Annotated in this window: 23 protein-coding genes and 1 pseudogene; 14 read left to right on the top strand and 10 right to left on the bottom strand. The window is 35.8% G+C overall.

Annotation, left to right across the window (positions count from 1 at the left end; all coding sequences use genetic code 11):
• Nucleotides 1-163 precede the first annotated feature (163 nt).
• From ACP6PK_RS03455 to ACP6PK_RS03465, 3 genes and pseudogenes are all read left to right on the top strand, one after another.
• Entirely contained in the window at nt 164-949 is a 786-nt protein-coding gene (locus tag ACP6PK_RS03455; protein WP_094677890.1) for an ABC transporter ATP-binding protein, read from the top strand.
• A gap of 71 nt (nt 950-1,020) precedes the next feature.
• Nucleotides 1,021-1,125 (top strand): annotated as a pseudogene (locus tag ACP6PK_RS03460) (RNA-guided endonuclease TnpB family protein); the annotation flags it as partial.
• Nucleotides 1,126-1,720: 595 nt separating this feature from the next.
• Nucleotides 1,721-3,160 (top strand): MlaD family protein, encoded by a 1,440-nt coding sequence (locus ACP6PK_RS03465; protein WP_426557778.1) that lies wholly within the window; start codon nt 1,721-1,723, stop codon nt 3,158-3,160.
• A gap of 251 nt (nt 3,161-3,411) precedes the next feature.
• On the opposite strand, the gene ACP6PK_RS03470 is transcribed toward ACP6PK_RS03465, so the two are convergent.
• Nucleotides 3,412-3,708, bottom strand: a complete 297-nt coding sequence (locus tag ACP6PK_RS03470; RefSeq protein ID WP_094677888.1) for a PIN domain-containing protein — start codon at nt 3,706-3,708, stop codon at nt 3,412-3,414.
• Nucleotides 3,689-3,892, bottom strand: a complete 204-nt coding sequence (locus ACP6PK_RS03475; RefSeq protein WP_094677886.1) for a hypothetical protein — start codon at nt 3,890-3,892, stop codon at nt 3,689-3,691. The genes ACP6PK_RS03470 and ACP6PK_RS03475 overlap by 20 nt, the downstream gene beginning before the upstream one ends.
• A gap of 61 nt (nt 3,893-3,953) precedes the next feature.
• Here ACP6PK_RS03475 and ACP6PK_RS03480 point away from each other — a divergent pair, with 61 nt between their 5' ends.
• The 4 genes from ACP6PK_RS03480 to ACP6PK_RS03495 all read left to right on the top strand — a co-directional run bounded on the left by ACP6PK_RS03480 (nt 3,954) and on the right by ACP6PK_RS03495 (nt 8,904).
• Nucleotides 3,954-5,228, top strand: a complete 1,275-nt coding sequence (locus ACP6PK_RS03480) for an RNA-guided endonuclease InsQ/TnpB family protein (protein ID WP_210407715.1) — start codon at nt 3,954-3,956, stop codon at nt 5,226-5,228.
• 230 nt (nt 5,229-5,458) lie between these two features.
• Nucleotides 5,459-5,725 (top strand): hypothetical protein, encoded by a 267-nt coding sequence (locus ACP6PK_RS03485; protein ID WP_246844574.1) that lies wholly within the window; start codon nt 5,459-5,461, stop codon nt 5,723-5,725.
• A gap of 154 nt (nt 5,726-5,879) precedes the next feature.
• Nucleotides 5,880-8,714, top strand: a complete 2,835-nt coding sequence (locus tag ACP6PK_RS03490) for a glycosyltransferase (protein WP_426557781.1) — start codon at nt 5,880-5,882, stop codon at nt 8,712-8,714.
• A 10-nt stretch (nt 8,715-8,724) separates the two neighbouring features.
• Nucleotides 8,725-8,904 carry a hypothetical protein gene (locus ACP6PK_RS03495; protein ID WP_143438473.1) on the top strand — a complete coding sequence of 60 codons (180 nt, stop codon included), beginning with the start codon at nt 8,725-8,727 and terminating at the stop codon, nt 8,902-8,904.
• An 89-nt stretch (nt 8,905-8,993) separates the two neighbouring features.
• Here ACP6PK_RS03495 and ACP6PK_RS03500 read toward each other — a convergent pair whose 3' ends face one another.
• From ACP6PK_RS03500 to ACP6PK_RS03510, 3 genes are all read right to left on the bottom strand, one after another.
• Nucleotides 8,994-10,214 carry a DUF790 family protein gene (locus ACP6PK_RS03500; RefSeq protein WP_094677878.1) on the bottom strand — a complete coding sequence of 407 codons (1,221 nt, stop codon included), beginning with the start codon at nt 10,212-10,214 and terminating at the stop codon, nt 8,994-8,996.
• 1,001 nt (nt 10,215-11,215) lie between these two features.
• Entirely contained in the window at nt 11,216-11,713 is a 498-nt protein-coding gene (locus ACP6PK_RS03505) for a hypothetical protein (RefSeq protein WP_426557784.1), read from the bottom strand.
• Between the two features lie 302 nt (nt 11,714-12,015).
• A complete protein-coding gene (locus ACP6PK_RS03510) occupies nt 12,016-12,210 on the bottom strand; it encodes a hypothetical protein (RefSeq protein WP_426557786.1) in 195 nt (64 codons plus the stop codon).
• 50 nt (nt 12,211-12,260) lie between these two features.
• On the opposite strand from ACP6PK_RS03510, the gene ACP6PK_RS03515 reads away from it, so the two are divergent.
• The 4 genes from ACP6PK_RS03515 to ACP6PK_RS03530 all read left to right on the top strand — a co-directional run bounded on the left by ACP6PK_RS03515 (nt 12,261) and on the right by ACP6PK_RS03530 (nt 15,571).
• Nucleotides 12,261-13,379 (top strand): RNA-guided endonuclease InsQ/TnpB family protein, encoded by a 1,119-nt coding sequence (locus ACP6PK_RS03515; RefSeq protein WP_426557788.1) that lies wholly within the window; start codon nt 12,261-12,263, stop codon nt 13,377-13,379.
• A gap of 321 nt (nt 13,380-13,700) precedes the next feature.
• Nucleotides 13,701-14,141: a hypothetical protein gene (locus ACP6PK_RS03520; protein WP_426557790.1), complete on the top strand. Its 441-nt coding sequence runs from the start codon at nt 13,701-13,703 to the stop codon at nt 14,139-14,141.
• Nucleotides 14,142-14,215: 74 nt separating this feature from the next.
• The gene (locus tag ACP6PK_RS03525; protein WP_426557792.1) at nt 14,216-15,352 is read left to right on the top strand and encodes a polysaccharide pyruvyl transferase family protein; all 1,137 of its coding nucleotides are present in this window, start codon (nt 14,216-14,218) and stop codon (nt 15,350-15,352) included.
• 63 nt (nt 15,353-15,415) lie between these two features.
• Nucleotides 15,416-15,571, top strand: coding sequence for a hypothetical protein (locus ACP6PK_RS03530; protein WP_426557794.1), 156 nt, complete (start codon nt 15,416-15,418; stop codon nt 15,569-15,571).
• Nucleotides 15,572-15,621: 50 nt separating this feature from the next.
• Here the strand turns inward: ACP6PK_RS03530 and ACP6PK_RS03535 are convergent, their stop codons facing one another.
• The 5 genes from ACP6PK_RS03535 to ACP6PK_RS03555 all read right to left on the bottom strand — a co-directional run bounded on the left by ACP6PK_RS03535 (nt 15,622) and on the right by ACP6PK_RS03555 (nt 22,466).
• On the bottom strand, nt 15,622-15,789 hold the full coding sequence (locus ACP6PK_RS03535; protein WP_426557796.1) for a hypothetical protein: 168 nt from the start codon (nt 15,787-15,789) through the stop codon (nt 15,622-15,624).
• A gap of 493 nt (nt 15,790-16,282) precedes the next feature.
• A complete protein-coding gene (locus ACP6PK_RS03540) occupies nt 16,283-18,505 on the bottom strand; it encodes an O-linked N-acetylglucosamine transferase, SPINDLY family protein (protein WP_426557798.1) in 2,223 nt (740 codons plus the stop codon).
• A gap of 86 nt (nt 18,506-18,591) precedes the next feature.
• A complete protein-coding gene (locus ACP6PK_RS03545; RefSeq protein ID WP_426557800.1) occupies nt 18,592-19,134 on the bottom strand; it encodes a type IV pilin-like G/H family protein in 543 nt (180 codons plus the stop codon).
• A gap of 1,221 nt (nt 19,135-20,355) precedes the next feature.
• A complete protein-coding gene (locus tag ACP6PK_RS03550) occupies nt 20,356-20,739 on the bottom strand; it encodes a helix-turn-helix domain-containing transcriptional regulator (RefSeq protein WP_426557801.1) in 384 nt (127 codons plus the stop codon).
• A 407-nt stretch (nt 20,740-21,146) separates the two neighbouring features.
• Complete coding sequence (locus tag ACP6PK_RS03555) at nt 21,147-22,466, bottom strand: class I SAM-dependent methyltransferase (protein ID WP_426557803.1); 1,320 nt, start codon at nt 22,464-22,466, stop codon at nt 21,147-21,149.
• 102 nt (nt 22,467-22,568) lie between these two features.
• Here ACP6PK_RS03555 and ACP6PK_RS03560 point away from each other — a divergent pair, with 102 nt between their 5' ends.
• From ACP6PK_RS03560 to ACP6PK_RS03570, 3 genes are all read left to right on the top strand, one after another.
• Nucleotides 22,569-22,766, top strand: coding sequence for a hypothetical protein (locus ACP6PK_RS03560; protein ID WP_426557805.1), 198 nt, complete (start codon nt 22,569-22,571; stop codon nt 22,764-22,766).
• Between the two features lie 792 nt (nt 22,767-23,558).
• Complete coding sequence (locus ACP6PK_RS03565; RefSeq protein ID WP_426557807.1) at nt 23,559-24,761, top strand: AI-2E family transporter; 1,203 nt, start codon at nt 23,559-23,561, stop codon at nt 24,759-24,761.
• A gap of 913 nt (nt 24,762-25,674) precedes the next feature.
• Nucleotides 25,675-26,829 carry a homocysteine biosynthesis protein gene (locus ACP6PK_RS03570; protein WP_426557809.1) on the top strand — a complete coding sequence of 385 codons (1,155 nt, stop codon included), beginning with the start codon at nt 25,675-25,677 and terminating at the stop codon, nt 26,827-26,829.
• Nucleotides 26,830-26,905: the final 76 nt, after the last annotated feature.

Here is a 26,905-nt window from a genome sequence, read left to right on the forward strand (position 1 = left end):
TCTCCCCATCTCCCCATCTCCCCATCTCCCCATCTCCCCATCTCCCCATCTCCCCGTTCCTCCTGACTCTTAATACTCCCTACCTCAACAAAAAGACTTTTTCAGCAAACCCTATTTACCTAGTGCTATATAATATATTGGGAAAAAAGTCCATCTCTAATCTATGAACAATGAACCTTTAATTGAACTCAAAGGAGTTAGTAAGTCATTCGGGCAAAATGTTGTCTTAGATGAGGCAGACTTAACAATTTATCGTGGAGAGGCATTAGCTATTATTGGTCCGTCGGGAACTGGTAAATCTACAGTTCTCAGAATTATTGCTGGTTTATTGACTCCTGATGGTGGGGAAGTTTATGTGCAGGGAAAGCAAAGAGTTAGATGGATGGATGACTTAAAAGATCCAATTACTATTGGTATGGTATTTCAAAATGCAGCTCTGTTTGACTCTTTGACAGTAGAAGAAAATGTCGGTTTTCTTTTATATCAACATTCTAAGTTATTACGTTCCCAGATTCAGGAGTTGGTGAACCAGAAGTTGGAAATGGTAGGTTTGGGTAAGATTGGCGATCGCTATCCAGCAGAGTTATCTGGTGGGATGCGTAAACGGGTTAGTTTTGCTAGAGCGATTATTACTAATCCGGAAAGTACCCATAACGATCCAGATTTATTATTATATGATGAACCTACGGCTGGCCTAGACCCCATCGCTTCTACTGTAATTGAGGATCTAGTCCGTCACATACAATATGTGGATGGTGGCTGTAGCACTTATGTTATGGTGACTCATCAACATAGTACCATTCGTCGCACAGCGGACAGAATTGTATTTCTTTACCAGGGTAAAGTTCAGTGGGAAGGTAATGCAGATGAAATTGATACTGTGGATAATCCTCTGGTACAACAATTTTTTACGGGTAGTGTAGATGGGCCTATCCAGGTAGCAGGTTAATTAAGTCAGAATTTAGAATTTAGAATTTCGTCCCACAGCAGACAGAATCGTATTTCTTTATCAAAATAAGGTGCGGTCACTCAATGCCGAGAGATTGGAATGGCGCTTTGGGGATTTTCCTCAAAGCATTGCGAGATACCGCCAGTGTCGATGGTTCTGCCGTCACACTGCTATGAACAGTTTTTCCTGGTTTTGCCGGAAATTGCCTGGCTTGATGTATCTGGAGTAGGAAGGTACTGTTGATGAAATTAATACTGTGGATAATCCTCTGGTACAACAATTTTTTACGGGTAGTGTAGATGGGATAATCCAGGTAGTGAGTTAATTACAGCGGTTTTCATTTCAGTAGACCACAGTAGGGGCGAATGGCCATTAGCTACGCACAACTTTCCTAAGGTCATGCTGCCGCATTCCGTCAGGAAAAAACGGAGTTGTGCGATAGCAAAACGCCCCTAGGGAGTTTTGGTTATGACGATGTGGTTTATCCATCTGAAAAGCGCTGTAAGTCAGAATTTAGAAGTCAGAAATTATGTTTGTCACCGGGATAACTAGGTCAGATAGGGGAGCCATCAGATTGGCGACTTACAGAAGTCAGAAGTCAGAAGTCAAAAGAAGTTAAAAGGTGTTGCGTGTAATAAGGATTTTCAGCAACCCTCCAATGTCAAGATTGCCACATTGAGATAAATAGAAAAAAATATGGTTATTATACCATATATTTATTGATTATAAAGTAAAATTTTTACGTTTTAATATCATATTTTTGGGGAAATTATGCGATCGCGAACAACTAGAGAAGGTTCAGTAGGTTTATTAACTTTATTAGGAATAGGTTTGTTTGGGGCCTTAATACTTTGGCTAAGAGGAGTAGAATTAGGCAAACGTAGTTATAAATTCATAGTTGAATTTGAAAGTGCATCTGGTATTGAGTTAGGCACATCAGTTAGGTATCGAGGTATTAATGTTGGACAAGTAGTAGAAATCAAACCAGGGCCAAATGGAGTAGATATTACTCTAGAAATTAAGCCAGAAGATTTAATTATCCCTCGTGATGTATTTATTCAAGGTAATATATCCTCATTTATTGGTACTGCCCAAATAGACATTATTCCGAGAGGTAGAATACCAGAATCAGAAATTTCTGCTAATGCTTTATCATCTAATTGTCCTCAAATAATTATCTGTAATAATGACCGTTTACAGGGAGAAGCAGGAATAGAAATGCAGCAATTATTAAGAGCAGGAATACGTTTAATTGACCTCTATAGTGACCCAGAGTTATTTAATAATGTGAAGATAATTGCTGAAAATACAGCTAATGCTTCTGCTGAAGCTTCTAAGTTAGCAAAACAACTCTCGGATTTATCAGAAACTATTAAAAGAGAAATGGAAGGTTTAAGTCAATTTTTAAGAGAAGATGTAGATAATATAACGGGAATTATCCAAACAGAAATTGGAGGTTTGACTCAAACATTAGAAGGAGAAATTGGAAGTTTGACTCAAACATTAGAAGGAGAAATTGGAAGTTTAACTAATACAGTAGAGAGAGACTTAGATAGTTTGACTCAAACTGTAAATAGAGAAGTAGATGATATTTCTAATCAAATAGCTACTGTGACTCAAACCATGAAAGAATCTACAGAAAAAGTTTCTTCTGCTGCAGTCGCTTCAGCAAATTCTGTAGAGGAAGTAGCAAATAAATTTAGTTTAACAGTAGACCAGATTAATGCAATTGTTAATACAAATCGTTCGACTCTAGTTGCCACTTTAGATAATATCGAAAAAACTACTCAAGAATTAGCAGTGCTAATGGAAAGTTTAAGTCCGATTATTAGTCAAGTAGAAAGAGGAGAATTTATTAGTAACTTAGAAATATTATCAGCAAATGCAGTAGAAACTTCTGCGAATTTACGAGATATTTCTACCGATCTAAATAGTCAGACAAACATAATTATGTTGCAGCAAACATTAGATTCAGCCAGAGCAACATTTGAAAATGTGCAGAAAATGACATCAGATTTAGATGATATAACAGGGGATGAAAGATTTAGGAAAAGTTTGAAACAAATTATTAATGGACTAGGTGATTTATTCTCTTCAACAAAGCAGTTAGAGCAGCAAACTAGGATGGCAAAAAATATTGAAAGTTTGTTGAAAGAGAGTGGCACTTCAGAGATTAGTAAATTGAGAGAAAGTAACGAAGTTGTGAAGTAAGTATTTACCCCTCAGCATTCAATTATCAGCTTGATATGAAGATTATAAAAAGTGCTTCTCTAAATTCATTCTAGAAAGCTATTTTTCCATTTTTTTCTTCAATATTTATTCCGTCTTTCTTAATATCTTAAAATTAAGAGTTTTTCTTCTCCAGCAAGCCGTAAAAAGCTTTGATAAAGTTGATTATTTATGCGAAATTTTGCTTCTTGGATGAGTCTGTCTGTGAGAGGTTTAACTGCAGTAATTTGGCCTTAATTTTTTGCTTCCAGCAAAACTCCTAATAAACCTATTACCTTTAAGTTATAAGAAACTGCTAATGCTCTTCCCTTTCGTTCGTCCATTAGCAAAATATCTGCATTAAGTTCTAAGGCCAGAATAATTGCTTCTGCTTCTCCTCTGTGGATATTTCTTTGGCTGTTGAGAATTTCATTTACTTTCTGAACATTTCCTATAGGTTTAGTTTGAATCCAGCTTAAAGTTTTAACCTCTTCTGCACCCGGAATAGGTTTCGTGGTTTGGGGTTGAGCTTCAATCGTCAGCAGCCCCACGCTGAAAGCTAGCGTCAGCGTCGGGAAGAATGACGGGTACATCAAGAGGGTTCAATGCCCCTTTGATGTACAAATTCCTAACACATTGTCTCAAAACATCGCCAATACTACGTTCTGTTAATTCACAATATTTTTCTAAGTGTTCCCGTTCTCTGTCGGCCAATCTAAAATTTATTTGTTGCATGGTTGCACATTATATATTGTTATGCTATAACTATACTATAATAACAATAGAAAAGCCACAAATGTTACTGGCCTACCAATACAAACTTTTGCCAAATAATCAACAAAAGCAACGAATGTCCAAATGGTTAGATATGTTGCGATATCAGTATAATTATTTGTTAGCAGATAGGTTTGATTGGTGGCAAAATAATCGCTGCCCTATTAATGCTTGTCCTTTGATAACAAGTATTCCAGAACCAAGAGAGCAACCTGAATATTATGGTCAAAAGCGGAGTTTAGTACAACTTAAAAAGGATAGACCTTGGTATCAAGATATTCATGCTCATGTTCTACAAGAGATGGTTAAGCGGGTTGACTTAGCTTTTAAGAGATTTATTAAAGGAGATGCTAACGGCAAAAGAAGTGGGAAACCTAGATTTAAAAGTCAAAACCGTTATCGGACTTTTGCATATCAAGAAGTTAAACCAGATTGTATTCAAGGTAATAAAATACAGCTACCAAAGTTAGGATTAATTAAGTTTATTTATCATAGACCAATTCCAGATGGGTTTAAGATAAAAAGAGCATCTATTACTAAAAAAGCTGATGGATATTATGTTACTTTAACTTTGGAAGATAAGTCTGTTCCTGATGTACCAACTCTTGATATTAAACCAACAGAAAAAAATAGTATAGGTATAGATGCAGGACTAGAATATTTTGTAGCTTGTTCAGATGGAGCAATGATTAATCCCCCAAAGTTTTATCGTCAATCTGAAGAAAAGTTAGTTAAACTTCAGCAAAAACAACAAGCTCGACCTAAAGGTTCTAAGGCTAGGAGAAAATTAAATCAACAATTAGCTAAACTACATCAGAAGATTGCTAGACAGCGTAAACAGTTCCATTTTGAAGTAGCAGATAAATTAGTAGATAAAGCAGATGTCATATTTGTAGAGGATTTAAAAGTAGCAAATATGATGAGACGCAATAAGCCGAAACAAGATGAAAATGGTAATTACTTGCCTAATAATCAGTCTTCTAAATCTGGATTAAATAAATCATTTGCTGATGCTGGCATCAGTGGATTTTTAAATGAAATACTTCCTTATAAAGCTGCGAAAGCTGGTAAGAAAGTCATCAAAGTCAACCCTGCCGGAACGTCTCAGCATTGTTCTAATTGTTTAGCAAAAGTTCCTAAAGATTTAAGCGATAGATGGAACATTTGTTCTAATTGTGGAACATTTTTGCCTAGAGATTGGAACTCTGCAATATTAATTAAAAAAGTAGGCTTGGATATCGGCTTACTCAAAAACGCGAATTCTCGTAAGGGAAGGAGAAGCTCACACTGTAGCTAGCTCAGTGTTGGGAGTATATCACAGGGAGGATTATAAAGTGGTCTTGGAGCAGGTAAGGTTGGAGGTTAAATCAAAGGATTAATATTATCAATTTTCTGAGATTTAGTTAGTTATTTTTAAGATAATTTCATTATTTCTGAAAAAGACCAATCTGATTCGTTATATTTTGTATCATGTTCAGAAAAAGCTATTGATTATGGAATAATTAATATTTATTGTTAGGTGGTTTTATGATGCAGTCAATAAAAGGTGTTTTTAAAGATGGTCTGGTTCATCCCAGTGAACCTGTTTCTTATCCAGAAGATTACCCAGTTATTATTACATTTCTAGATGTACCTACGAGTTCTAAAACAGAAGGTTTGTCAGAAGAAAAAAATAAAGCTGAGTGGGATAGATTATTCTCTGTTATAGAAAGTTGTCAGATGGAAACAGGAATAACTGATTTAGCAAACCAACACGATTATTATTTGTATGGTACACCAAAGCATGATGATTAATTCCCAGAAAGTTTTTGTAGATACATCAGCTTGGATATCCTTGATTAATAATAGTGATAGCCTAAAGGTAATTTATATGTTTTGCTGTAATTTTATTTAAACTAGATGATCCAGTAATTTTTGATTTATACAAAAACAGAAGGTTAAATTGTTTATGACACCCTTTAATGAACTACCACAATATTATCGTCATCTACGTCAAGAAATAGTATCAGTTGTGCCATCAGATGCGCTAAAAATTTTAGACGTCGGTTGTGGGGCAGGAGTTTTAGGTCAAGCCTTAAAACAACAAGATAAAAGACGTTTTGTTGTAGGAATAGAGCTAAATGAGGAAGCTGTTTATCACGCACAATATAATCTTGATGCGGCTTATCAAACAGATATAGAAAAGTTCGATCCTCCATTTGAAAACGGAGAATTTGATTGTATTATCTTTGCAGATATTCTAGAACATCTTATTGATCCTTGGAAGTTGATGAGCGAATACTGTGAGTTTCTAAAGCCTCAAGGAAAAGTAATAGCCAGTATTCCTAATATTCGCAACTTACCACTAATCAAAAACTTAGCTGAAGAAGGTTCTTGGACATATCAAACTGAAGGTATTCTTGATCAAACACACTTACGATTTTTTACTAAAAAAGAATTTATTTCGCTTCTTAAACAAGCTCAGGTTCTGTGTGAGTCAGTGACTTATTTGGGAGGACAACAATTTTATCAACTACATCAAGGTCAAACTCAGGATATCCGTTTAGGAAACCTAATTATAAAAGAAGTTTCATACGAAACTTTTAGAGAGTTATTTGCAAATCAGATTCTTTTTGTAGGTACTTATCGTCCTGAAGATAGCAATAAAGCCAACAAATTTAATAAAAAATATAATGCTAGTGTAGTTGTTCCTTGGTGGGATCATGGAGAGCTATTAGAACTATGGGAAAGCAATATAAGAAATCTTCAAGAAAGTGAAATAATTTTTATTGATAATGGTAGTGGTTTAAAAACAAAGCAAGCTTTAAAAGAGTTTTGTCAAAAATATGATATAAAACTTATTCAAAATGAAAAAAATCTGGGATTTGCTGCAGCAAACAACCAAGGTATTGAGATAGCCACAGGAGATTATATTCTGCACTTGAATAATGACGTAGAAATTTTCAAACCATCTGTAGAATACCTATGCAAACTAGCAGGAGAAGGTTTAGCAGGTCCAGGTTACGCAGAAAATGAACTAGGTGAATTATATGTGGAAGGTTGGGCATTGTGCATAAAAAAATCTTTATTGCAAGGAATTGGAGGGTGGTCTGAAGACTATGGGTTAGGTTACTGGGATGACGTAGACTTGTGTCATAGAGCTAAACTAGCTGGCTATTTAGCTACACCTGTTCCTGATATAAAAAACTATATCCTTCATCTGACAAATACTACAGGTCGAGATGGGCGAATCGATCAACTAGCTTTGCACGCTCGTAACCGACAAATTTTTATCCAAAAGTATTACTCATTATCTCCCAAAATTATTATAGATGGAGTATTTTTCCAGCTTTATAGCACGGGTATTGCCAGAGTATGGAAGTCGCTAATAGAGGAGTGGGCAACAAGTGGGTTTGCTAAACATATAGTTGTAGTTAATCGCGTTAACACCACCCCTAAAATACCAGGCATTCGGTATCGTACAGTTCCAGCATACAGCTACAACAACACCGATGCTGACAAGCAAATGCTCCAGCAAGTCTGCGATGAAGAGGGTGCAGATTTATTCATCTCTACTTACTACACAACTCCCATCTCAACACCTTCAGTATTTATGGCTTATGATATGATTCCGGAAGTATTGGGGGCAAATTTCAACGAACCTATGTGGCGAGAAAAACATCACGCTATTAGTCATGCCTCTTCCTACATCTCTATATCAGAAAGCACCGCCCACGATCTAGTTAAGTTTTTCCCAGATATTACACCAGATGAAGTGACTGTAGCTCATTGCGGTGTTGCCTCCACTTTTACTCCAGCTACAACAATAGAAATAAGCGCGTTTAAACATAAATACGGCATCAGCAGACCTTATTTTCTTTTGGTAGGTGCTGGTGGTAACTATAAAAACGCGATTTTATTTTTCCGAGCTTTCGCCCAACTCCACAGCAAACAAGGTTTTGAAATAGTCTGTACAGGGAGCGGTGTCACCCTAGCCAACGAATACAGAGAATATGCTGCTGGTAGTATCGTACATTCACTGATACTTAGCGATGAGGAATTGAAAGTCGCTTATTCAGGTGCGGTGGCTTTAGTTTATCCTTCTTTATACGAAGGTTTTGGAATGCCTGTCGCCGAAGCATTGGCCTGTGGTTGCCCGGTGATTACTTGTGCCAATGCTTCTATTCCTGAAGCTGCGGGGGAAGCTGCTATATATGTTGATGCTAAAGATGTTGATGGTTTGACAGATGCTCTGTGTGAAGTCCAAAAGCCAAAAGTGCGTAATTCTTTAATTGCTGCTGGTTTAGAACAAGTGAAGAAATTCTCTTGGGATAAAATGGCAGATATTATGAGTGCTGCTTTAATGAAAGCAACTTTACAATGTTTAAATCTCAAGGAAATTAATTTAATTATATTCCCAGACTGGTCGCAACCAGAAGAAACGGTAGGATTAGAATTACAAGAAGTAATCAAAAGTCTGGTGACTCATCCAGAGAGGAGTAAGATGACTCTCTTGGTAGATAACAGCAATATTACTGCTGAAGATGCAGATTTAATTTTATCTAGCGTAGCGATGAATTTGTTAATGGAGGAAGAATTAGAGGTAGATGAGGGACCAGAAATTATTTTAGTTGGGGAATTGAGTCAAATACAATGGTCAGCTTTAATTCCTCAGTTGCAAGGTTGGATTAAATTAGAACATGAGAATGAGGAAGTAAAAGCTCAACTCAAAGCAGAAAATATTTCTGTAATTGAACTGGATAGCTTAACAGAAAAAATCCATGGTTTTCAGACCAAAGAATAGGAGGTTAATTGTGCAGAGTATTCAATTAAAAGCTCATATAGATTCTGATGGGATATTAAAAGTGAAAATGCCACCAGAAACGAAAGATACAGATTTAGAAATAATGGTAATTTTTCAGGCATTATCTCACCAACAGGAACAACCCCGTTATAAGGCTTGGGGAAAACCTGTGATTGAGCCTATAACTTGATTCCTTGTTTCGTCTGATCACCTATAATCATTGCCTACCCAATCTATCGAGTGGATACCTTAACTGAACCAAAATACTATTATGATCTACTAAATAGAATTTAAAATTTCTAACACCGACTTAGGTAATAACTTATCCTTAAACCACACAATAGGTACTGGCACATCTTTAATTTTTACACCCGCTTTTTCTAAATTTAATCGTTCAGAAACAGCCAATATTAAATTATCACATTCAGCACTTCGCACCTGAGCAAATTTCTTTTTTAAATATTCTGGTCGCCAATATCCAATTATTTCTAATAAATATGATTCTCCATTAGGATGAACCAGTCGAAAATCAGGAATCATCACACTACCAGGAATGGGAATTAAATCAACTTCTCTTTCTAATTTCCACTCAGTTTTTAACTTAGCCCAACGTTCTGCAAATGATGCTTCTAACATACTATCATAAGGCTTTCCTGGGGGATAATGACTAACTAAATCGCAATCAGAATTAAGACTAAATCTCCCTGTTTTCCAAGCCCCACTATAGGGGTCACGATTTTGTAAAGTTGCGTGTAAACTCCATTTAGTAACGTGTAATAATGCAGGCAACATTTTTGCTAATGCTAAACCATAACGAGTGCTAGGTTTAAATAAACTATAGGGACCGTCTATTGTCAGGGTAAAACCTTGGTCAGCATCTCCTTCAATATAAGTCATTAATTGAAATAATTTTACATACCTAAATAACAGTTTATATTCTCCTGGATCGTTGCGATGAGCATTTAATTCTATATGACTAGCTTTATAAAAAATACCTTGAACTTGAGAAAGATTATATCTATGTAATAATGCTTCTGGTGTAGGGGCATCAAATTGAGTCAAAATTCGATTTTCTTGTAAGTCTGCATAGAGACCTTTTTTAATTTCATCAGGTACAACTTCTCGGTTTAATTCCTGACTTAATTTAGTTGCTAAATTTTCTAAAGTTAATTCTGTTGATTTGACACTAGGAATAACTTCTGCTGCAACAGCAAAAACACGATTTCTTAATTCTATCGGTTCAAGAGGACTGATAATTTCAAAGGTAGAAAAACTGCCTCTGAGGATATGTGCTAATCCTCGTTTAAGACGATAGTTAGGGTCATCTCCTTCTATTTTTTGTAAACATTTATCTAGTTCTCCTTGAGTTTTCCCCAATTTTTCTTGAAAACAATTAATCATTTCTGTAGCAATGCTTAAATTTTTAGCATCTATTTTAAGCTTTTGAGGAATAATTGTTTCTCCGGTTTGACGATGAGAAAGTAAGTCAGTTGGCAACATAATTTCTGATGTTTAGTACAAATCTTTAGTAGCTATTGCAGGTATTTTTTGGATTAGATAATTAGTAGACTGACACACCTTAAATGGTGCAATAGTAGGGGTAGGTTTTAGTGGAAATTTTCATGCTTACCCTAAGATTTATATAAACCCGCCCTCATCCACTTCGGCTATACTTCAAAAGTCAAATAGTTACCAAGATTTTTTGTCTGTTTTTGACAATTATTAGGAGGGTTAGTATAGATTCTCACTACCTTTACTCTCCTCCCACCTCCCATATTCCCTTATGGACGTTGCATGCAATGTGCCTCCCCAACCCAATCAAATATAGCAAGATTTTTGATAAATGGTATTCGATGTGTCGGTCTACTACGTCAAGTAATTTTTCACTTTCCATTGTTTAACAGAATATGATATAATACTATGTTTATGCTTCTGAGTTAAGATATTCTTTATGTATATTGAATAATTAACCTGTTATAGCGTTTCTCAGTAAGCATGAGATAAACTTTTATCTTTATTCCCTGTTGTTTGTTGTCTCTTATCTAAAACCTAGAATTTTGTGCCTGACCAGTATAGGAATTACTATTTAACAGCACAGAATATAATATATTGTTACTAATAATATGAATTGGTCTAGTAATGATCCTGTAGGGTTTGAGTCAAAAACTATATCAAACAATTCTTTTTAGCTAATCCTTTTTTGCAAAATAATTGTTGAACTTCTCTCCGAGCGCCGTTCTTTATTGCGCACAATTTCACAGCAGATAATATTAACAGGACTTACGCACTAGGATGGATAATCATCTATGATTTTACCCTCTTAGATTGAATAGAATATAAGGAAATTCAAGAGCACTTTTTCCCCTTGAAAGGGGAAGCTAATAAAGCTGAATAATTAATAATTAATAATTATTAATTATTAATTATTCGGTAAGTTATTTTTCAGCCAGAGGTTGAAACCTCTGGCTGCGATTTTCTACTCAAGCTTTTGTAGATATAAGTCATACTAAAACTTTCATCAGAACACTAGGTTCAGGAGCAAAGACTGTTGCAAAGTTATCATCAGTAACTTGCCTTAAAGAGAATGTCACATTTGCTGCCCCAAAACTGGAGTTAATATTGTAAGCAAAAGATGCCTCAGACAACTCGAAAAATCCACAGATAAAAGAGAAATCTGCCCCACTAGCAGTTAATCCCAGGAAATCACCGTCCCTAAATACGGCTTCTGCAAATAATAAATCAGTTTTGCCATAGTCAATACCCAAAAATCTCAAGTCAAAGTTATCCACTTTGATGAACTCTACACCCTTTCCAGTTAATTCCGAGCAATTGCAACTGAAGGAACCGTAATAGTTTTTCTCTGTTAATTCTCCTCGATAAGGAGACACCTCAAAATCGTATTTAATAGTGCTTGTTTTGGCATTACTTGTATTGGTATTGATAGTAGGGCAAGCTGTAGTTGTAGCTGTGAGTTTCTGGTTTGTGTGTATCTTAGCCATTGTTGTTTTTCTTCAAGTAATGTTTTAGGTGATTCAGAAAAGTTTGATGAAATATTGTCTTGTGGCTTTATTAGATTAAATCGCAAATCAACCATAGTTAGGCGATCGCTTGATTATCAAAAAGCCTTGTCAATATTCATACCTCTATCATAAACAATAATTTTTGATATTGGGTAAAGTTTTTGTCAAGATTCAGCTAAATCAAGTAAAGTTTTTGTGAATATTTTCAGTCAAGTTGTGGAGTTTCTTCTGTATTTTTACTGAAAAGTTGTGTATAAAGTATTTGTTTTACTTCATAAGCATTAAAATTCCATCGATCTGAAGTTACTAATTACCTCTCCATGAAACATCATGGCCATAAGAGCGAAGAGATAAGAATAGTTATCAATTTGATTAAAAAATGTTATAGCCCAACACCCTTGTTGCAGAAGTAGGAAGTAGGGGTGATTAACTGTTAAACTTAAACCGTAGAAAATAGTTGTAAAATTTACACTCATTGTTGTAATATTAAATAAGTAACAATAAATTATCACGCAATAGCGAGTGAATGCGACTTGTTGATAGACATATTATTAACCGAACACATAACTTTTGGCGAGTTTGTGATGAATTAGCTTTTAAGTCTAAAAACTTGTATAATTTGGCTAATTATTATTGTCGTCAGCATTTTTTCTGTACTGGTTATAGTCTGGATTTAACTAAACTGTACCACGCCACCAAAGATAGCGATGCTTACAGAGCATTACCAACTAAAGTATCAAAACAAATAATCAAATGCTTGATTGCAACTTGGCGTGGTTATTTTCAGGCTATAAAAGAATCGTCAAAACATCCAGGGAAGTTTTTGGGTAAGCCCAAAATACCCAAATATAAGGACAAAACCAAAGGTAGAAATGTAGTTATATATTCAAAGGAATCAGTCTATAGAGCAAGTTTAAAAAAGGGTATTTGTCACTTATCAATGAGTGATATCAAAATACCTGTAGTGGTTGAGTCTGTAGTTGAAGTGAGGATAGTACCTGCAACTGGCTGCTATGTAATTGAAGTTGTGTATGAAAAAACTGAACAACAACGGATAGAGTCTACATATGTAGCCGGAATTGATTTAGGAATTGACAGATTAGTTGCTCTATCTACAAATAAGCCTGGTGTTAAACCTATGCTGATTAACGGGAAGCCACTAAAAAGTGTCAATCAATTATATAACAAGCGTAAAGCTAAGTACCAAAGTGCGTTATCAGGCCAGAAAAAAACTAGCCGTAAGATTGAAGCGTTAACCTATAACCGAAATCGTTTTGTGGAGAATTATCTGCATAACACCAGTAAATTAGTAGTTGAGTATTTAACCAGAAATAATATTGGTACTGTAGTCATAGGCAAAAATGATAACTGGAAACAAGGTGCAAACATCGGTAAAAAAAACAATCAAAACTTTACCCAAATACCGCACTATAAGCTAATTCAACAGATAACTTATAAATGTCAACTGGTTGGTATCAAAGTTATTGAAACTGAAGAAAGTTATACCAGTAAAACATCTGCTATTGACCTAGAAAAACCAATATGCCATGAAAACTATGTAGGCAAGCGAGTCAAACGTGGTTTATTTTTGAGTGCAACAGGTAAAGTGATTAATGCGGATATCAATGGCAGTCTTCAAATTTAAGATAAGAAATTCCCAGGAGCATTTACTGTTGTTTGCGTAGCATTCCGTAGGATGGGAATAGTGAGCTGTGCCGAGAGCGCCTATATTGGTTAATCCAATATCAAGATAAAAGCTGTTACGATTTTCTACAGTTTTTTTCGTACGGTAGCCAGCTTTTTTGCTCTGAAAAAAGCAAAAGAAGCATTTTGTTACAACGAAAAATATAACTGTGTTTATAAACGACTTTACCCTGCCGGTGCAGGAATAGTTATTCGTAAACAAGCTTGGTTAAAAAGTGTTCCTGAAACTGTTTGTCTTCCACAGACTGCAGAAGATTTGGAAATGCTATCACATATCAGAAATAATGGTTGGGAAATTTGGTTGATTCCAGAAATGGAAATTGAACACAAAATATCTAAACATCGTCTGGAAAAGGATTATTTAATTAAGTTTTTTCACTCAAATGGTTTAACTCGATATCAAACCAGAATGTTAAATTACTCTCAATGGCAAAAGCTATTACTAATGCCATTTCATCTAATTAATGATTTGAAAAAAATCATTGTTCATTTGCTAAAATATCACTCGGTTTTGCAGACTGATATTATTGCTATTGGTGAACTAAATCTATTATTGGCTATTTTTTACAGCCCCATAAATAATTTCTGGCAATATATGAAAAACTCCAGAAAAAATATTATCAAATTAGCATTGTCTATATTGAAGAATCAAAAAATAATTTTTGCCGAACCTCTAAGGAAAGTACATAGAACAGGGTTTTAATCTGAAAACTAAATTTATAGTGCTTAAAAATACTTTATTTTTAGATTACAACTACCAATATATAGGTTGAACTAATGTTGTTACAAACTGATATGTCTACCAATCAAACCATTAAGCATTCTCATGGTTTTGCTATTAAACAAACTTTGCATGAATCTCTCAAAAACCTGGGAAATTTTGAAAAATGTGCTTTATTACAATATCCTCGTCATATCAATATTGGAGACCATCTAATTTGGTTGGGAACTGTCTTTTATTTAACTAATGTACTGAAAACAAAAATAGCTTATGCCTCCAGTTTAGAAAGTTTTTCTCAAGCTGAGATGGATGAAAAAATTGGTAATTCTCCGATTATTTTGCATGGTGGAGGAAATCTAGGAGATGTCTGGTATAAACAGCAAAAGTTTCGTGAAGATGTGATATCTAAAAATCATCATCGCCAGATTATTGTAATGCCACAAACTATTTATTTTCAGAATAAAAGTTATTTGGAAAAGTCGGCAAAAGTTTTTAATTCTCATCCTAATTTAACTTTATGCGCGCGCGATCGCTACAGTTATGATTTGGCTATCAAACATTTTGATAACTGTCGAGTTATTCTGGCTCCCGATCTGGCTTTTCAAATGGCAGAAATGCCTTGTTTTTCTGTTCCTAGAAATCCTGAAAATTCTATTTTGTATCTTAACAGAACAGATAAAGAATTAAATCAAAGTTTTTTACCAAAATCAATGGGAATTTCTAATTTCGTAGTTGCTGATTGGGTTTCTTATAATCAACAATGGACTCTGGGAAATACTAATTCTCGATTTAGACAAATATTCGCTCAACTTTATCGAGAGGTTTGGCAACGGGGTTTAGCAACTCCTCAAGAATTAATAGATAGACGAATATGGCTGAAAACTGCTACAGAAAATATTGATTTTAATTCTCTGGATAATCCATCTCTGCACCGTCTTTCTTTAAGTTTTCTCCATAGTGGAATTTATCAGTTTCAAAAGTATCGTTTGATTATTACCAATCGTTTGCATGGGCATATTCTCTGTGTGCTTTTGAATATACCTCATATATTTTTACCAAATTCTTATCACAAGAATCAATCCTTTTATGAGACTTGGAGTTACGATATTCCTTTTTGTAGATTCGTTTCAGATATTACTCAGATTGAAGCGAGTATTCAAGAACTTTTAGTATATAGTAAACTTAAAAAGTAGGAATGATTTACTTATCATTCCTACTATTAATTACCCTGATAATTTTAACTTTTTTTTGGAGCTATGTCACAACTCACAATAATTTTGAATAATTTCCTGAAATTACTTTATGGTCAAGGTTTTGTAGCCCAAAAAATCTTACTTTTGACTTTTGTAGGGGCGAATGGCCATTCGCCCCTACGACTTCTGAATTCCGTGAAACGTTATAACATCATATAAGATTTTTTATACTCTTAATACCAGCATGAATGCTAGTAGAAACTAATTAATTATAGTAGATACCTAAGTTTAATACAAACTAAATTGGAAGATGCTTTGTAACTATTAACTAAAGACATTAACAGTAGAGAAGGAGAATGCGATCGCCTATTTTTTTCTAGACTCGTGAGACTCTCACTAATATTAGTAGAATTAGTCAGAGGAGGGCGATCGTTCACCCCATTTTGTTATGCAACGTCCTGGGTTATGGTTATGGCGATGTGGTTCATCAATTTAAAAAGCGCTGTAAGTAATAAAACTCTTGTTGTCATTGCGAGGCGAATTAAACCAGTTAACCTCCTGGGGAAAGCATTAACATAGTCGAAGCAATCTTTATAGCATTCATCCTGCTGATGAGATTGCTTCGGGGGGGATAATTAACTCAACTAAAAGCCTTACAAACTATCCCCCTTCCCTATGACAATTCAAACATCCCTGTCATTGCGAGGCGGTAAGAAAACCTAACCTCCAGGGAAAACAATTAACATAGCCGAAGCAATCTCAATTATCATCCTGCTGATGAGATTGCTTCGGGGGAGAATAATGAACTCAACCAACAGCCTGACAAACCATCCCCCCCTCGCAATGACAATTCAAATATCACTGTCATTGCGAGGCGGTAATACAACCATTTAACCTCCAGGGGAAACAATTAACATAGCCGAAGCAATCTCAATTATCATCCTCAACATACCTCTGCCACATTTGCTCGTAAGCTTTTTCCATTTCGCGAGTAAATTGTTTGGCATTCCACAACGGAGCAGTTTGCCTCGACTTTCTCAACTTCCAAGATATCTCCTGACGTAATTTTTCATCTTTCCCTAATCTAATTCCCCACTCCACATATTCCTCATCACTCCAAGCAATACCTTCAGTGATGCCAGCATTCATCATCATGGTGTAGCTATTGCGGGCTGCGAATTGTTGACCTACCCGTGTTACCATGGGGATGCACATCCAGAGAGTTTCTAATGTTGTTGTTGCACCGTTGTAGGGATAAGTATCTAAAACAATATCTGCAATACCTAAGTTAGCGCGGTGAATTTCTTCTCGAGCTACTTCTTCTATCGGAATGAGGCGATCGCTACTAATACCCTCTGACTCAGCAATATCTATCAGCAATTCCGATAAAATGTCTGACTCACCAAATTTTTTAAACAAGAAGTAACTATTGGGAACTTCCTTGAGGATTTTCATTTGCAGTCTGGCAGTATCGGGGTTGCACTTGAAACCTCTCTGAGCAGTAAAATAAACCACAGCATCACTGGGAATACCTAAATCTTCCCGTTTCAGACTGGGTATGTTTACTTCAAAACCATCTACAGCAACATAAGTTTGAGGTAGTCGCCAAATTTTATGGGGGTAATAATCTTGAGCATTTTCTGGCAAAACATAAGGATCGGCAATATAGTAATCAATAGTTGGTATTCCTGAAGCATCCCAACCTAACCATGTTGCTTGAATAGGAGCCACCTTTACTGCCATAATTGAACAACTATTAACTAATGTTATACTATCTAAATCTATTAAAATGTCAATTTCATCCTCATAAATATCTTCTGCTACTTCTGTATTGACAATACTATAAACACGAGCTTTAGTAACTTGATTAATATACCAGTCTTGCAAAGAATCATTACGGTGTTCTGCTGCTAGGAGATACAAATAAATTTCATATTTGTCTTGATTATGATATGTAAATAACCAACGAGCAATCCATCCTACAGAATGTCTTCTCAAACAGTGGGATAAATATCCTATCCTCAAAGGCTTTGTTTTTGAATCTATCTTCTTTCTTTGGTCTAACTTCTGATGGTATTTACTTATTTCCTCTTGACAAGCTTTTTCTAAATTTACTTGACAAAGCTGTGCTACCTGAGTACGAATTTTGAGATTTCTTTCTGAGCAGTCTCTAGCATAAGGGAAGAAAAAACCCATATTATAAAAACGCGTGGCAACTCCACCTAAGTCTTGTGGAGCTTCTGCTGCCAGAGATTGGAGTAGAGATTCTTGCTGCTCTAATGTTTCCTTAACTTTTTGATCGCATCCTCTTGATGTTATCAACGCTCGGCAAATTTGGAGATGAGCGATCGCCTTTTCATGTATATCTTTAGATAAGGAATAGGATTTTTCTGCATATTCTAATCCCAAATCATAATCAGTTAATTCCACACAAAACTGTGCCATAGTTCTTAATAACTCTCGATTCTCTGGAGCGACATCTAATAACAATTCTGCATATTTTCTAGCAACTCCCACTGCTGCGAAAGAATATGCAATTTGATATATAGGTGGAATTAGAGAGTTTACAAGTGTATTCCGAGCTTCTATTCTAGGAATAGCAACTGAGGCAAATTCTATGGATGATAAACTTTTCGGGTCATAAACTAAGAGCTTTTTTAATATATGCAGCAATAAATTTTGGTCAACTTCTATAGTTGTATTATTTTCTAATAGTGCAATAATTTCATACTCCCTTAGTTGTTCTCCTGTATAGTTTTTGAGAGCGACAGACAAATCAATTAACTGTAATAAATTATTAATATCAGTGGGGTGAATTTCTCTAATGTGTTGTCTGATAACCCAAGCGACAGAGCCATTCTGTGTTGCTAGTTGTCTATTTGCTTCTGTTGCCAATACTTCTAATAATTCTTCTGTCCATAGCTCAACTTCTTCTGCTTCTCCATCCGCCATACCTAATAGCCAAGTTGTCTGTGCTTCCTCTTCTTGCCCTTCCAACAGTAACATTAATCCCAATTGCCAATAGTATGACTTATTCTGTGGATTTGCAGCTATGGCTTTTTCATAAAGGTTAATAGCTTTGGTATAATTGCTGTTCACTAAACATTGATTTGCTTGTTCTTGCCAACCATTAGGTAATTCATCATTAATCATTAGAAAATAGGTTAATAATCTATTGACAAAAATAATAGGTAGCGCAAATCGCGCTACCCTTAAGTTTTTGGGCTTAAAGACTAAGGTTATAGAGCTGTTTTGTACCCAGTTACACCTTTACAGTCAGCAGCATCTGCTGGCACTGCACTGGCTGTTGCTGGATTTGTTGATGCTACATCACCTTCACAGATAATTGTTTGGGAAGTCAAAGCCTCAGAAGCTTGTGTTAAATATACTAAACTTGCATAAGGTTTCAAACCATTCGCAGCAAATTCTGTCCAAGCCTTTGCTCCAGCTTGTGTTGCAACTGTGGCAGTATCGAGTTCGTAAGTATAGTTGTTAGTTGAACTTTTGATACCTAAACCCAGGTCTCCTACGTCTGCCATTTGTGTGACAAAATTACCAGTTTCTGCATAATAAGCTTGCTGGCCTTTATTTATAGAAGCCAAATACTGCTTCGCTTCAGACTGCTTCGCTTTGTTTGCTTGGTTTAAGAAAGAAGGCAACGCAATAGCAGACAAAATTCCAATAATAATGATAACCACCAACAATTCAATCAGGGTAAAACCCTCTTCTTTTCTCTTCTTAGCAACGTGCTGTAAGAACTTAGCCTTAAATTCAGTTTTCATTTTTTCTCCTATAAGAATTGGACCAATAATTTTTATCCCATGAATCTAACTTACCCACCTTGCCAAAATTTCATATCATCTGCCAGGAAATTTTTTTTTATGGGATTGCTTTCCTACGGAATGCTACGCAAACGTTCCTCGCAATGACGTTTAGGGCTAGTCATTGCGACTGGAACGGAGTGGAAGGAAGCAATCTCGTGGGACTTATGAGATTGCTTCCTATCGTCGCAATGACTATTGTTCAACCGGATTCTATATAAAAGCCAACTTACCAAGAGAGTATCAAGAAAGCTAGGTTTGTCATTGCGAGGCGAAGACTTAACAAATTAAACTTTTGGGGAAACCATTTTCTAGCCGAAGCAATCTCTTGAATGGACTATCTATCCTAAAGATTGCCACGGGGGCGCAAATTATTGGGTCAACAAACATAATTACTTTCCGCCGGCCCCCTCGCAATGACATTTCGATGATGAGGCCAGGGCTTAAAGAGGTAGAGAGTATAAAGAAAGCCAGGTTTGTCATTGCGAGGCGAGGACTTAACAAATTAAACTTTTGGGGAAACCATTTTCTAGCCGAAGCAATCTCTTGAATGGACTATCTATCCTAAAGATTGCCACGGGGGCGCAAATTATTGGGTCAACAAACATAATTACTTTCCGCCGGCCCCCTCGCAATGACATTTCGATGATGAGGCCAGGGCTTAAAGAGGTAGAGAGTATAAAGAAAGCCAGGTTTGTCATTGCGAGGCGAGGACTTAACAAATTAAACTTTTGGGGAAACCATTTTCTAGCCGAAGCAATCTCTTGAATGGACTATCTATCCTAAAGATTGCCACGGGGGCGCAAATTATTGGGTCAATCAACATAATTACTTTCTCAGGCCCCCTCGCAATGACATTTCCATTGTGAGACCAGGGCTTAAAGAGGTAGAGAGTATAAAGAAAGCGTGGTTTGTCATTGCGAGGCGAGGGCTTAACAAATTAAATTTTTGGGAAAAGCATTTTCTAGCCGAAGCAATCTCTTAAATGGACTATCTATCCTAAAGATTGCCACGGGGGCGCAAATTATTGGGTCAACAAACATAATTACTTTCCGCCGGCCCCCTCGCAATGACATTTCGATGATGAGGCCAGGGCTTAAAGCGGTTTTGCTCTTGCCCCTTAATTATCTTTGGGCTAGAGCAAAACTACAAACAAGGACTTGGAGCGATCGCTTTTTTCTCTTAACTAGGTCTCACCATCACCCCAACTTTCAAGCCCAAAGATTCTAGTAATCTCCGCAAAAGACTAAATTCTATTTCACCGGTTTCTTTAAGTTTTTTGTCAAATATTGTCAGGTTTTCATAAATATCATCAGAAATAAAATTAAATCCACCTCTGGCCTCTATCACATTAGAAAAAGCTTTTTTTATCATTTTTGGATCACCTTCCTCTAACACAACCTCAAGATAAACTGCTGCTTCTGAAGGTTCTTTTAAAGATTCAATTAATTCGGTATGGTAACTAATACTCTTGGGCATTGTCACGACTCCTATAATCTTGCTAATAATTAGTAGGTTGGGTTGAGGGACGAAACCCAACACTAATAAAGGTTTGTTGGGTTTCACTATCGTTCTACCCAACCTACTAACTATTACTCTAAGCTGTCCAATCACTCTGCAATAAAATTGTCGCCCATCTACTTAAATAATGGGATTGCTTCGTTCCTCGCAATGACATGACAAAAGTAGGTTGGGTTGAGGGACGAAACTTGCTTCCCGTCAGGGTAACCCAACACTAATAAAGGTTTGTTGGGTTTCACTATCGTTCTACCCAACCTACTAACTACTACTCTATGCTGATAAAATTGCTGCCCATCTACTTAAATAATGGGATTGCTTCGTTCCTCGCAATGACATTTAGAGGTAGTCATTGAGACCGAAATGGAGTCCAAAATAAATTCGATCCCCCCTTAGTCCCCCCTTAAGAAGGGGGGAAACTTAAAGCCCCCCTTATCAAGGGGGGTTGGGGGGATCTAACGCTCCAAGAGCACATAAAGAAAAGGATCTAGAGTATCAAACAATTCCTTAACTTCCTCCCAACACCTATCCTTGCTCACCGCTTCTAAAGTAATCGGGTCTAATGGCCTAATCTTGACTAACCGTTCTACCAAAGATTCTACAGTACAAACCCCATCCCACAGAGGCAAAAGACAAACAGCAATACTACTATCTATATGAATAGGTGATAAAGTGGGCAACTTCACATAATTACTAATCTCAAAAGGTTTATGGTTATTGATACAATCAATCAAATCCTCCCTAGCTTGAGAATTTCGCAACTGAGGATGGAGTTGTACCTTGGCCTTTTGCCAGTCAGAGTCGGTCCATTCAGAAACTGGCACAAAAGATTGACTTTGTTGAGGATGACCACACCAAAAGTCCAATAAACGGTGCATGGGTTGTAAAAGTTCAAATAAATGCAGTCGTTCCTCCACAGAAATTTCTGGCAAACTCATGCCTAAAAAAGCTGGCAAATCATCTTGATTTTTAAACAAATCTAAAATTTCCCACTGTCGCCATTTCACCATATTAATAAATTCTAAATCCGCACTTTTCAAAGCAGCAAAAACTTCGGGAATGGTATAACCTTTATCTCCCAAAAACAAATAATTCATCTGTATCCATTCTTCAGATTTTGCCTTTTCTGCATTCCAAATTTGTCGTTTAAGAATAATTGAATCTTTCAAAGCATCCAAAGTTTCTCGTGCAATTTCCATCTCCATTTCTCCAGGATTTTCATTCATTAATCCCATCATTTGGAACATTTCCTGTACCCGAAAATAATAATGACGTTGGAGGGAACTATGGAGATTTGTTCTGATAATTCCATCCGGCTTTAAAACAGATTTCATTGCCTGCAAACCAGCAACTATATCTGGCAATAAATATAGAACTTCATCATTATTAATATAGTCAAATTCTAAACCTAAACTTGGCAATTCTTCTATGGGAAAAACATGAAATTCAGCATTATCAAAACCATGATATTGGAGACGTTGCCGAGCTAATTCTACAGATTTTTCGGAAATATCAATACCGACTATTTTTGCCCCTGGATTTGCTTCTGCTAATACTAATGCTTTATAACCACTGCCACATCCCGCATCTAAAATTACTTTACCTTCAGTTTCTATTACTTTTTGATTTCTGAGATAATATGGTGTGACAAGATTATGAATAAAAAGTGATTCATAGTCATCTTTAGGAGATTTTTCAACAGGCGCTCTGGGATAAGTTACAACATCAAATTGTTGACGAATTTTTGCTTGTAATTCCGATTCGGGATGATTCATAATGGATAATTGATAATTGATAATGAAAGAATATAAAAATTGCTTTTTTGTGCTTGAAGTAGTTATATTTCTTACAGAATATTTATCTTAACATCACAAATTATGAACAATAAAATAATTTTCATTCTCAAAGTCCTAATTCTTTCTGCGGGACTTTCTCTACTCATCAAATATGGTGGCCCTTATCTGTCTATTTCCTCCACCGCCATTAACGCTCTGATTGCTGTACTTATGCCCCCAATATTTATAGGAATATTATTAGGATGGCGACTTTTGCAGCAAGTTGAGAATGTAGAGTAAGCGATCGCTCAAATCAAAACATTAAATATATTCTCAATTTTTCATTAATTGTTCTGGAATTATTTCTAATGCTGTTTTAGTCCAAGACTTTTGTATTTTATTTCCTCTATCTAAGCTTATCTCGTGAAGACTTATTAGCTAGATTTGGAGCAGAAAATTGATGAGATTACTTTTATATTCTGACTCCTGTAGGGGCAAATCGCAATTCGCCTCTACCACTAAAATACTACAACTAAAATAGAATTACTATAGCTATTCCTCCTATCCTTAAAAAAGGAGGATTTTCTTAATTTATCCAAGTCACTAAGCCATGAGCAATCACCTTTCATATCCTCTGTTTTAACTCAGTTGATAAATCATCTAAGCTTTCCCAATCTAAAATCAATTCTCCCAAAATTTCCAAATTTTTCAGACACAACTTTTCTCAATGAATTTCATTCGAGCCAAATATTTTCTTAAAAACAAAATCTGTCTTATACCAATTCCCAAAAGTAATGCTATACTTGATTAAGACTTCAGTTATTAATTAATTACCTTTTGATAATTACTTTTTTGCTGATTTGAGACGATTTAATCTTTTATTCTCCCTATTTTTACTTCTCCCCCACTCCCCTACTCCCCTACTCCCCTACTCAATTAAATGTAGAAAAATTTTTGAGAAATGGTATTAGGACTAATAAATTTCATGGCAAATAATAAAAATATCTTTTAAAAAGAGACAACCAATCTACAACAAAAGTAAGGTAAAATATAACCCATATATTTTCAACTTATACTTTAACTCTAATTCCTATGAACTTAGGTAATTGGATTGGTCTATTTACCATCCTCGCTTCTATATACATATTGTGGCAAATTCGTCAATTACTATTGTTAGTATTTACTGCAGTGGTAATTGCTACTACTCTGAATAAACTATCCAGATGGCTCCAACATTTCCGAATGAAGCGATCGCTCGCTGTATTAATCTCGGTCAGTTTATTTATCCTACTAATTGTCACCTTTTTCTGGGTAATTGTTCCGCCTTTAGCAGAGCAATTTCAACAATTAATAACTATTGTTCCTCTCGGAATTGATAAATTAAATGATTGGCTGAATATACTTAAAGATCAATTACCTAATCGACTCAGAGAACAATTACCAAATATTGATATTAATGAAGTTATTCCTCAACTACAACCAATATTTAATCAATTAATTAATAATGCCGGAGCATTTGTTGGTAATACTTTTGGCATATTTCTGAGCTTACTACTAACTCTCGTTTTAAGCATAATGATGTTGGCAGATCCAATCTCTTATCGTCAAGGGTTTATCAAGTTATTTCCTTCTTTTTATCGGCAAAGAGTTAACTTAATTTTAGATAGTTGTGAAATAGCTTTGGGAGGATGGGTAATTGGCTCTTTATTTAATATGAGTGTAATTGCTTTACTCAGTTTTATCGGTTTATTTATATTAAAAATTCCTCTAGCTTCAGCTCAAGCTGTTTTGGCAGGATTACTAACTTTAATGCCACATATTGGACCGACTATAAGTGTGATTCCGCCATTGGCGATCGCTCTTTTATACTCACCTTTAAAATCTGCTTTAGTTGTACTTATTTATATTCTCATTCAACAAATTGAAAGTAATATTTTAAATCCTTACTTAATAGCCAGAAAAGTTTCTTTGTTACCTGCTATTACATTAATTGGTCAAGTATTTTTTGCTAGCTTTTTTGGATTTTCCGGACTTTTACTAGCTTTACCTTTAACAATTATTTGTCAAGTTTGGATCAAGGAGTTATTAATTATAGATATTCTTGATAACTGGCAAGTTGAAAATTTTCCTCCTCAAAGAGATAATATTGATGCTCTGTCTAAAACCGCTAAAGTTGTAGAGAAAAAAATTGATTCAGAAATCGACAAATTAGTAGAAAACATCGGTGAATATTCTCCTACATCTGAAGTCGGGCATTCAGAAGAAACCTCTAAATCATCTGAACAAACGTCTTAAAATTTTGGATGAAGCTGCCGTGGATTTAAACCACTAAAATTGTAGAAGAAAAAATTGATTCAGAAATGGAAAAATTAGTAGAAAACCTCGGTGAAGATTCTCTTACATCTGAAGTCTGTAATTCAGAATAAACCTCTAAATCATCTAAACAAACCTCTGAAAATTTTGGATTAAACTGCTGTGGATTTAAACCACTAAAATTGTAGAAGAAAAAATTGATTCAGAAATGGAAAAATTAGTAGAAAACCTCGGTGAAGATTCTCTTACATCTGAAGTCTGTAATTCAGAATAAACCTCTAAATCATCTAAACAAACCTCTGAAAATTTTGGATTAAACTGCTGTGGATTTAAACCACTTATTTGTTTTGTATCTCCTGAAAAGCCAAATCATTATTACTTCTGATTTATGACTTGACTAAGACAGATTTTAAATTAGTCTTAGTCCCTCAGAAAATACCATTTATTTGCAATAATACTCTGAATAATTGTTGATTAAATATGATAGTTTAGACTGCACCGAAGGGTGTTATTTATTCCGTGTAGTTTTAATCTCAATAAGTCGGGTTTATTATGAAATAGAATACGTCAAATTTCCTATCCTACTCCCTTAATAGATGATAAAAATTGCTGCAATTAATGACAAAATATCCAACACAAAAGCTGTTGTATGGAAAATAACATAACCCCAAGCAAAAATTGCAGAAACTCTCAATAATTCTTGATCAAATCTGATTGTTTAGGTCGGACTGATCGCTCTTGTTTATTCAGTCCAATTTCAACCTCAAGAAGTCGAGTTGATCGGGAAATATCATACGACAAATTCAAGATTAATGTGGTACAAGTGAGTTAGTAAATGTTTTTTTCTTGTTCCCTATCCTACTTCCCTATTCCCTATTTCCTAATCCCTCAATAAATGAGAACAATTGCTGAAATTAACGATAAAATTTCCAACAAAAAAGCCGTTGTCTGTACAATAACAGAACTCAAAGCCAGAATTGCTGAAACAAGTATTACCCAAACAGCAAAAGAAGTTGATGTAATTACCACTGGCACCTTTGAGCCAATGGAGTCCTCCGGAGCTATCATTAACTTAGGACATACTGACCCCCCCATCAAAATTCGCTCCTGTTGGCTAGATGGTGTCCCCGCTTACTCAGGCTTTGGGGCTGTGGATTTGTATCTTGGGGCAACTCAAATAGCTGAAGATCCTGAAGAATCTAAAGAAAGAGGTGGAGGCCATATAATCGAAGACCTAATTGCAGGTAAACCTGTCCACCTCAGAGCAATTGGTCAAGTCACAGATTGTTATCCACGGGGTACTTTTGAAACGACCATTACCCGTGAAACAATTAACCAGTTTTATTTATTTAACCCACGAAATTCATATCAAAATTTTATCGTTGGTGTAAATGGTGGCGATCGCCCTCTGTTTACTTATCTTGGCCCTCTCCTGCCAAATTTAGGTAATGCGGTTTATTCTAATCCTGGTGCTATTTCCCCATTATTCAATGACCCAGACTTAGAAGTAATTGGTATTGGTACCCGCATATTTTTGGGTGGTGGTATTGGATACATTACCTGGGAAGGTACTCAGCACTTTCCCCTACAAAAACGTCTTTCTAATCGTACTCCTATTGGACCTGCTGCGACTCTAGCCTTAATTGGAGATGCCAAACAAATGCAATCTGAATGGGTGCGTGGTTGTTATTTCAAAAATTATGGTCCATCAATTATGTTAGGTGTGGGTATTCCTCTACCTGTCTTGAATGAAAAAGTAGTAGCTAACTGTGCCATTCAAGACCAAGATATTGTTGCGCCAGTTGTAGATTTTTCCATTCCTCGGCGGGTGCGTCCAACTTTTGGTCTAGTGAGCTATGCTCAACTCAAATCTGGTCGGATAAAAATAGAGGGCAAAGTTGTTAGAAGTGCCCCCCTAGCGAGTATTTTCCTATCTCATCAAATTGCCTTAGAGTTAAAAGAGTGGATTGAAGCTGGAGAATTTACTCTAACTGAATCAGTTGCTCAACTTCCTATGGATAGAACTTTTTTACCATTTCTAGAACGGTGACATCCTCCCGACGCTGACCTAACGGTACGGCGCAGGCTTCCAAACCTCACAGTTTGGCATTCCTAGTTTTTCTCTC

Origin of the sequence: Dapis hubbardiae BLCC-M172 (genome assembly GCF_050016015.1) — a bacterium.
Lineage (GTDB): Bacteria > Cyanobacteriota > Cyanobacteriia > Cyanobacteriales > Microcoleaceae > Trichodesmium.

Bases quoted from the DNA above. Each gene is read 5' to 3' on its own strand.
- ACP6PK_RS03455 (WP_094677890.1), top strand. From the start codon at position 164: ATGAACAATGAACCTTTAATTGAACTCAAAGGAGTTAGTAAGTCATTC.
- ACP6PK_RS03545 (WP_426557800.1), bottom strand. From the start codon at position 19,134: ATGAAAACTGAATTTAAGGCTAAGTTCTTACAGCACGTTGCTAAGAAG.
- ACP6PK_RS03525 (WP_426557792.1), top strand. From the start codon at position 14,216: ATGTTGTTACAAACTGATATGTCTACCAATCAAACCATTAAGCATTCT.
- ACP6PK_RS03490 (WP_426557781.1), top strand. From the start codon at position 5,880: ATGACACCCTTTAATGAACTACCACAATATTATCGTCATCTACGTCAA.
- ACP6PK_RS03500 (WP_094677878.1), bottom strand. From the start codon at position 10,214: ATGTTGCCAACTGACTTACTTTCTCATCGTCAAACCGGAGAAACAATT.
- ACP6PK_RS03505 (WP_426557784.1), bottom strand. From the start codon at position 11,713: ATGGCTAAGATACACACAAACCAGAAACTCACAGCTACAACTACAGCT.
- ACP6PK_RS03475 (WP_094677886.1), bottom strand. From the start codon at position 3,892: ATGCAACAAATAAATTTTAGATTGGCCGACAGAGAACGGGAACACTTA.
- ACP6PK_RS03465 (WP_426557778.1), top strand. From the start codon at position 1,721: ATGCGATCGCGAACAACTAGAGAAGGTTCAGTAGGTTTATTAACTTTA.
- ACP6PK_RS03510 (WP_426557786.1), bottom strand. From the start codon at position 12,210: ATGAGTGTAAATTTTACAACTATTTTCTACGGTTTAAGTTTAACAGTT.
- ACP6PK_RS03540 (WP_426557798.1), bottom strand. From the start codon at position 18,505: ATGATTAATGATGAATTACCTAATGGTTGGCAAGAACAAGCAAATCAA.
- ACP6PK_RS03565 (WP_426557807.1), top strand. From the start codon at position 23,559: ATGAACTTAGGTAATTGGATTGGTCTATTTACCATCCTCGCTTCTATA.
- ACP6PK_RS03485 (WP_246844574.1), top strand. From the start codon at position 5,459: ATGATGCAGTCAATAAAAGGTGTTTTTAAAGATGGTCTGGTTCATCCC.
- ACP6PK_RS03560 (WP_426557805.1), top strand. From the start codon at position 22,569: ATGAACAATAAAATAATTTTCATTCTCAAAGTCCTAATTCTTTCTGCG.
- ACP6PK_RS03570 (WP_426557809.1), top strand. From the start codon at position 25,675: ATGAGAACAATTGCTGAAATTAACGATAAAATTTCCAACAAAAAAGCC.
- ACP6PK_RS03515 (WP_426557788.1), top strand. From the start codon at position 12,261: ATGCGACTTGTTGATAGACATATTATTAACCGAACACATAACTTTTGG.
- ACP6PK_RS03530 (WP_426557794.1), top strand. From the start codon at position 15,416: ATGTCACAACTCACAATAATTTTGAATAATTTCCTGAAATTACTTTAT.
- ACP6PK_RS03520 (WP_426557790.1), top strand. From the start codon at position 13,701: ATGCTATCACATATCAGAAATAATGGTTGGGAAATTTGGTTGATTCCA.
- ACP6PK_RS03555 (WP_426557803.1), bottom strand. From the start codon at position 22,466: ATGAATCATCCCGAATCGGAATTACAAGCAAAAATTCGTCAACAATTT.
- ACP6PK_RS03480 (WP_210407715.1), top strand. From the start codon at position 3,954: ATGTTACTGGCCTACCAATACAAACTTTTGCCAAATAATCAACAAAAG.